The organism is Bartonella callosciuri, assembly GCF_014203215.1.
Taxonomy (GTDB): Bacteria; Pseudomonadota; Alphaproteobacteria; order Rhizobiales; family Rhizobiaceae; genus Bartonella; species Bartonella callosciuri.
Genome location: NZ_JACHIM010000009.1, coordinates 10073 through 16291, shown reverse-complemented (window position 1 = coordinate 16291; position 6219 = coordinate 10073). Strand labels below are relative to the sequence as shown.

Genomic DNA, 6219 nt, shown 5'->3' with positions numbered 1-6219 from the left:
GATTTGCTTGTGAGGAGGCATGGTAGGTTAGTATTGCATGGGTTGTTCTTGGTCTTGCGCATAAGGGAGCGGGGAGTCTGGTTGTTGCGTGGGGAGTACTCTTGAAGGGAGTGGTATTTTCCTGCATTGCCGGCGTTGTCCTTGGGTATTTGCTTGTGAGGAGGCATGGTAGGTTAGTATTGCATGGGTTGTTCTTGGTCTTGCGCATAAGGGAGCGGGGAGTCTGGTTGTTGCGTGGGGAGCGCTCTTGAAGGCAGTGGCGTGTGTTGCATTGTTGGACTTGTCACTCGTTTTGTTCAGGAGGGAGCGAAGCATGTTAATGTTGCGTGAGGAGTGTTCTTGAAAGAGGCGGTGTTGGTTGTGCGTTCAAGATAACGCCGTGGGGTTAGAGGGTGTTCAGACGAACAGCGATAGCGGTAGGTTTTTTGATCAAACCAAAGACCAACCTTTCCTTCAAAATCTCCTGAACGTTGTTTCGCAATATTTATAATCACGCCAGGACGTTTAGCTAATTCTGTTTTTTCTTCCATCAGCGATGCGGCATAAATTTTGTCTTCTAAGGATCGATTGCGCCAAATGGTGATGATATTAAAGGCATTGGCACCAATTTCTGAGGCGCCTTTAATATCTTCAGTGCCCGGGATCTCTTTATCCAAACCACCTTTGCGGGCATGGGCAACAAGATGAATGTGCACGCTGTTTAAAACAGCCCAGTCAACCATTTTATAAACCGCTTGTTCTTGGTTAGCATAGTCATCAGAGGCAATGCCTAACCGCATAAGACTGTCGATGATAAATTGATCACAACCATAGCGGGCACGGCAATAGTCAAAGACATCAAGCAATGTCTCGACGTTCGATTTACCAACATGTTCATAAAGAATAAGCCCATCGTCTAAAAAATGCAGAATGCGTTCAATCATCTCTCTTGTGGGCTGTTCTAAGCCTCCCGTTTGTTTTATTAAACGGCGTAAGGATTGTTCTCCTTTCATTTCCAGGGAGGCTAGGCAGAGACGGCTCTTTTGCGAAATCCAATGGGGAATACAATCCGATAGGAGTTGGCTTTTTCCCGCACCACTCGCACCGCTCCACAGTGTTAATTCGGCTGGGCGAAAATGCAATTTGCCGTTGAGTTTAGGGTAGGGAACCGTATAACCAAGATGCTGTTCAGGTTCTGGCCAAAACAGTCCTATGACTTTATCTTTATAGTCTGAGGCGCGTCGTAACCCTTCTGGTGCAAAGCTTTTGGCTGATGAAAAAGCTGCTTGTATGGTGGCGGCATCAATACCAGCGGTTAAACAATCATTCGCATCTTTCCGGGGGAGGTGTACACGGTAACAGCGATGACGACCAAGCCTATTGGCGATTTCGCGTGCTGCTTCTTCACCGGGTTTGTCCATGTCGGTGGCAAGAAAAATTGTTTCAAAAGGCTCTAAATGATCAAATTCATTTTCAATCCAATTCTGTTTTCCTCCACTGCCTCCCCCAAACGGTACAGAAACCGCTGGATATCCATAGGCAGCTAAGGAAAGTGCATCGATTTCTCCTTCGGTGATGACAATGGTCCGATTTGTTGCAGAAAAAGCCCAGTTTGTGGATACGTGATCTGCGGAGGTGGATGCGTGATCTGCAGAGGTAGATGCGTGATCTGCGGAGGTGGATACGTGATCTGCGGAGGTGGATGCATGATCTGCGGAGGTGGATACGTGATCTGCGGAGGTGGATGCATGATCTGCGGAGGTGGATACGTGATCTGCGGAGGTGGATGCATGATCTGCGGAGGTGGATACGTGATCTGCGGAGGTGGATGCATGATCTGCAGAGGTGGATGCGTGATCCGTGTTTGTGTACAAGTGCGTAGAATTTTCGATGTTTGCGCGTGAGCAGATCAAGTTTTCCGTATTTGTCGGTGCGGTAGGAGAGCTTTGGGCTTTACTGTTTAAGCTGGCTGTGTGCTTTGTTGGGCACAGAGCTTGCCAGCCAAACAAAATCGGTTCACATTGCGCCGTTGTCGGTTTTGTTTTTGCTCCTGCTTGCGCTTGTCGTTCTTTTACCAAGGCAAGGGTGCCATCGGGTTTATAAAAAGGAAAAATGATTTTTTCACCCTCTTCCCCTATGCGGTAACGCTTTAAAATCTCAAGAGGAATACGGCGCTCTTTGTTGAGGTAAGTTTTAACTAAATTCTGTGGTGTGCTACCTGTAGGAACCGGTGGACGCCGATAGGAACGATGGGGTGCCATAAAGGGTTTGGGACGTGTAAGATTGAAGGTGGCGCGGACTTCTTCTAATGCTTGAGAAAGACTGATTCTTTTGACTTCGCACCAAAGGTCTAAAAGGTCACCGCCTCTTCCTTCTGCAAAATCATACCAAAGACCAGCTTTACTGCCGCTCAAACACACCGATAAACTTTTTCCTGCTTCACCACGGGTATTGCCAACAATCCAATGATTTGCGCGTCTTTGACCTTGTGGAAGCAGCATTTCTGCTATTGTCCCTGCTTGTGCGATAAGTTTTTGTTTCACTTCAAAAATCGTGCTCATGTTTATGCCTGTGGTGGTTGTTGATAAGGCTGCTGGTTGATAAAGCTTGCGGAGCGGATATCATTGCCGTTGTAATGTGACGTTGAAATGGGGTGAAAGGTAAAAGCCGTGCGGATTGCCAACAATCCAATGATTTGCGCGTCTTTGACCTTGTGGAAGCAGCATTTCTGCTATTGTCCCTGCTTGTGCGATAAGTTTTTGTTTCACTTCAAAAATCGTGCTCATGTTTATGCCTGTGGTGGTTGTTGATAAGGCTGCTGGTTGATAAAGCTTACGGAGCGGATATCATTGCCGTTGTAATGTGACGTTGAAATGGGGTGAAAGGTAAAAGCCGTGCGGATTGCCAACAATCCAATGATTTGCGCGTCTTTGACCTTGTGGAAGCAGCATTTCTGCTATTGTCCCTGCTTGTGCGATAAGTTTTTGTTTCACTTCAAAAATCACGTTTCTCTTCAGGATTGTGGTAGTTGATAAGGCTACGGTAAAGGGCATCATTGTCGCTGTTTTGTGGTTTGGGAGCAGTGTGCGAGGCAAAAAAAGCAAGCCTTTCTTGATGTTCTTTTATCCGCTCAATCTCTCGGCGAAACCAGTTGCGCCATGTGGCTTGCCAATTGACTTTAAGCGCTTCCTTGCCGCTTTTTGCGTGCCAATAGTCGCGAAATTTCTTTTCTTGCCAACGCGCTTGTTCTTCACTCAAACCTTCCAAAACCGCCGCGTCGATATCGGCTTGCCAATCGCTAGGAAGGCGGTGTCCTTTGGCGATGGTCGTACAGCTTTTCGTTTTGCTACGCGTGGCGGGTGTGTTTTTTGTCTTTGTGCAAAAGTTATCCGCTTTTTGCGGCGTTGCTTGTGCGTTAGAAGCGTTTTCTACATTTGCTTGTGAGGTGAAAAGATGTTCTCTTTCATCTTGTTCGCGCGCCACAGTGGAAGAATATTCGCTTGGCAGGAGAGGAGAAGATTCATTTTGCAGGGTGGAAGAAGGGGCACTCGCTACGCTGGGCAAACAGACATCCAAAAACGTTGCCGTTCCCTTCCTTGCTTCTGCCGCATCTTTCTCCGGCAAAAGGAATTGCTTTTCTGAAACACCGTGAGGTGTTTCCTTTTCTTCTCTCTTCTGAGCTTCTGAGTTTTGTTCATCATCTCTTGCACGTTCGTTGAGCAATTGTTGAAATTGATCATTGATTTTCTTGCGTTTTTTTGCTGAAGAACGACCCGCAAAAGATTTCTGTTCAAGCAATTTTGCACGTTCATAAAAAACATTTTCGCAACGCTTATTCCATAAACCATTCGCTAAATTTAAAATCTTTCCCTCTTTTATAAGCATTTCTAAAACATTTATAAAAGTCCGCTTGTCACAACCGCAAAGACGCGCTAAACGTTCTGCCGATAATTCTAGAGGACGGCCCCGTGCGTACATTTCATTGAGGAGAATCGTATAAACTCCAATTTCATGTGCACGCATTCCACGAACACCGCCTAGAAAATCATTCTGATACCAACAAACATAAGGAAGTGTAGACGATTCATAGTGAGGAGTTTCTTGTTGATTGGCATGTTTCATACTTTAAGGCACTCTCTTCTATTTTATATATTTCCATTGAAAATAAAGCCGGAGAAAATGGTGTTATGCATGCATGGGCATTCGATTAAAACTTCGCCCTTTCATAAAACTACTATTGCGGCTTTGTTGCGTTTGTTCTGTTAAATGACAGGGCGCTTTATGAAGTCTGACAGATGGTTGCATTGTTCAGGTATGTACAATCTAACAGTGTGGGATTGCGTAGATGGAAAATTGCGTGAATGGCAAAAGGATAAATAATAAAATATTTCTAAACGCAGAGGCTTTCGGGGATGCCTTTTTACATCCTTTGAGGTGATAAAGTGTTTTTTGACCCAAAAATAAGATTTTATCCCCCCTTAAAAAGTAAAATTTTTGCCCTTAATTTTATCCTTTTTAGAGGATAATGCAAGCCCGTTTTATAAAAAGGACGTGTTTTTTTGAAAAGACGCGCTATATGGTGGAACTATGAATATCGATGGTTGGCGTCAAAGATTAAATGTTGCACTTGAAAAAAGTGGACGTTCAAAAAGATCTGTATCCCTCGCAGCCGGTAAAGGAGCTGGGTATCTTCATTCTATCCTTTCAGAAGGAAAAGAACCAACAGTTGAATCTTTGGCGCGCATTTGTCATGAAATTAATATCGGTATGAATTATGTTCTATACGGACATGGCGCTAGTCCTGAGGATAAAGAATTTCTTGATCTTATTTCAAAGCTTTCTCCGGAGGAACGACAGGCAATTTTGACTCTTTTGCGGAGACCAACTGGCGAAGCAATAAAATAATCTCTTTTTGTGTTTTTGAATCAAGATTGCGCCAGTATTGTATCAATTCTAAATCACTCATTTTGGCTCTCCTGTCTGTTGTGGTTGCGTTGAGTTAGAACAAATAGAGAACAATACAAGGACACTGCGTGAACAAAACAAGCCCATTTTTTATTCACATATGCCATTTGAACGTCGTAAAGGCTAAAAATATATCTTTTATTAAGGATAAAAATAATTGACATCTCTCCCATAGAGGAGATAAGACTAACGCTATATTTGACTATGTCAAGACATGGGTCTGTTTTATTAACTATCTAAAGGGGGGAGTTATGAAAAATATTCCATTCGTTAAAGAGGATGAAGTTGTCATACTTCTTTGTGAAGATGAAAGGAGTGATGCCTATCATGGGCCTCTCGACCAAATCGAAGAAGTGCTCGAACTTATTGAAGAATATGAAACTGTTTACAGAATTTTGCGGCTCGATCTCATGACACTCCATGCTGAGGATATTAGCGAACAACTCGCTGATATCTATGTCGCAAATAGTGAAATTGACGAACAAAATAACCAAATTCAGCCGTTCATTCTTAATAGTGAAGCGTATCATGCTTGGTTAGATGAAAAAGTCGGGCGTGATTATGAAGATAATCTTTATGGCTCATACGAAAAACAGCATCGCTTGCGTCCATGTGATGTCTTGACCGATTATTGGTGGTAAAAAATCATGGCAAGTTATCTCAAGACTTTTTATCAGGGAATCCCGCTTTACTATGCTGGAAACGCTCAAAACATCATCAAGCTCGAACCACAAAAACAAAAGGCGGTTCGCTTCGTATCGCGGCGAGCTGCACAATGTGTCGCAAAAAATTTGGCGGAAGAATATCTCAGAGATGATTTTTGTGTTGTCCAACAGCAAGGTTGAGGAGAGATTTTAAGACAATAAATACAATGATATAAGCTTCAAGGCCTTTATCGATGGGGCATTCACTGCGTTGAAATATGTCAGCTGCTGTATGCCCCATTGTTGAAGAAAGAGGGTATGGTTTAAAGGCAAGATCGTGTGGGTGTGTATTGCCAGTGTATAGAGAGCAGGGCATCGGTGCTGCTGTATGCCCCATTGTTGAAGAAAGAGGGTATGGTTTAAAGGCAAGATCGTATGGGGGTGTGTATTGCCAGTGTATAGAGAGCAGGGCATCGGTGCTGCTGTATGCCCCATTGTTGAAGAAAGAGGGTATGGTTTAAAGGCAAGATCGTGTGGGGGTGTGTATTGCCAGTGTATAGAGAGCAGGGCATCGGTGCTGCTGTATGCCCCATTGTTGAAGAAAGAGGGTATGGTTTAAAGGCAAGATCGT

General features: G+C 44.0%; 7 protein-coding genes. 3 read left to right on the top strand and 4 right to left on the bottom strand.

Annotated features, from left to right (window positions below; translation table 11 throughout):
* Nucleotides 1-296: 296 nt before the first annotated feature.
* The 4 genes from HNQ69_RS06750 to HNQ69_RS06735 are packed head-to-tail and all read right to left on the bottom strand — an operon-like array spanning nucleotide 297 to nucleotide 4101.
* Nucleotides 297-2540: a bifunctional DNA primase/helicase gene (locus tag HNQ69_RS06750; protein WP_183229285.1), complete on the bottom strand. Its 2244-nt coding sequence runs from the start codon at nucleotides 2538-2540 to the stop codon at nucleotides 297-299.
* 60 nt (nucleotides 2541-2600) lie between these two features.
* On the bottom strand, nucleotides 2601-2765 hold the full coding sequence (locus tag HNQ69_RS06745; protein ID WP_183229284.1) for a hypothetical protein: 165 nt from the start codon (nucleotides 2763-2765) through the stop codon (nucleotides 2601-2603).
* A 60-nt stretch (nucleotides 2766-2825) separates the two neighbouring features.
* Entirely contained in the window at nucleotides 2826-2984 is a 159-nt protein-coding gene (locus tag HNQ69_RS06740) for a hypothetical protein (protein WP_183229283.1), read from the bottom strand.
* On the bottom strand, nucleotides 2974-4101 hold the full coding sequence (locus HNQ69_RS06735; protein WP_183229282.1) for a YdaU family protein: 1128 nt from the start codon (nucleotides 4099-4101) through the stop codon (nucleotides 2974-2976). The genes HNQ69_RS06740 and HNQ69_RS06735 overlap by 11 nt, the downstream gene beginning before the upstream one ends.
* Nucleotides 4102-4566: 465 nt before the next feature.
* On the opposite strand from HNQ69_RS06735, the gene HNQ69_RS06730 reads away from it, so the two are divergent.
* The 3 genes from HNQ69_RS06730 (at nucleotide 4567) to HNQ69_RS06720 (ending at nucleotide 5789) form a co-directional block, all read left to right on the top strand.
* Entirely contained in the window at nucleotides 4567-4884 is a 318-nt protein-coding gene (locus HNQ69_RS06730) for an XRE family transcriptional regulator (RefSeq protein WP_183229281.1), read from the top strand.
* Between the two features lie 311 nt (nucleotides 4885-5195).
* Complete coding sequence (locus HNQ69_RS06725; protein ID WP_183229280.1) at nucleotides 5196-5585, top strand: hypothetical protein; 390 nt, start codon at nucleotides 5196-5198, stop codon at nucleotides 5583-5585.
* 6 nt (nucleotides 5586-5591) lie between these two features.
* Nucleotides 5592-5789: a hypothetical protein gene (locus HNQ69_RS06720; protein ID WP_183229279.1), complete on the top strand. Its 198-nt coding sequence runs from the start codon at nucleotides 5592-5594 to the stop codon at nucleotides 5787-5789.
* Nucleotides 5790-6219 lie beyond the last annotated feature (430 nt).

Coding starts and splice junctions, on each gene's coding strand:
- HNQ69_RS06730 (WP_183229281.1), top strand. CDS start 4,567: ATGAATATCGATGGTTGGCGTCAAAGATTAAATGTTGCACTTGAAAAA.
- HNQ69_RS06720 (WP_183229279.1), top strand. CDS start 5,592: ATGGCAAGTTATCTCAAGACTTTTTATCAGGGAATCCCGCTTTACTAT.
- HNQ69_RS06725 (WP_183229280.1), top strand. CDS start 5,196: ATGAAAAATATTCCATTCGTTAAAGAGGATGAAGTTGTCATACTTCTT.
- HNQ69_RS06745 (WP_183229284.1), bottom strand. CDS start 2,765: ATGAGCACGATTTTTGAAGTGAAACAAAAACTTATCGCACAAGCAGGG.
- HNQ69_RS06750 (WP_183229285.1), bottom strand. CDS start 2,540: ATGAGCACGATTTTTGAAGTGAAACAAAAACTTATCGCACAAGCAGGG.
- HNQ69_RS06735 (WP_183229282.1), bottom strand. CDS start 4,101: ATGAAACATGCCAATCAACAAGAAACTCCTCACTATGAATCGTCTACA.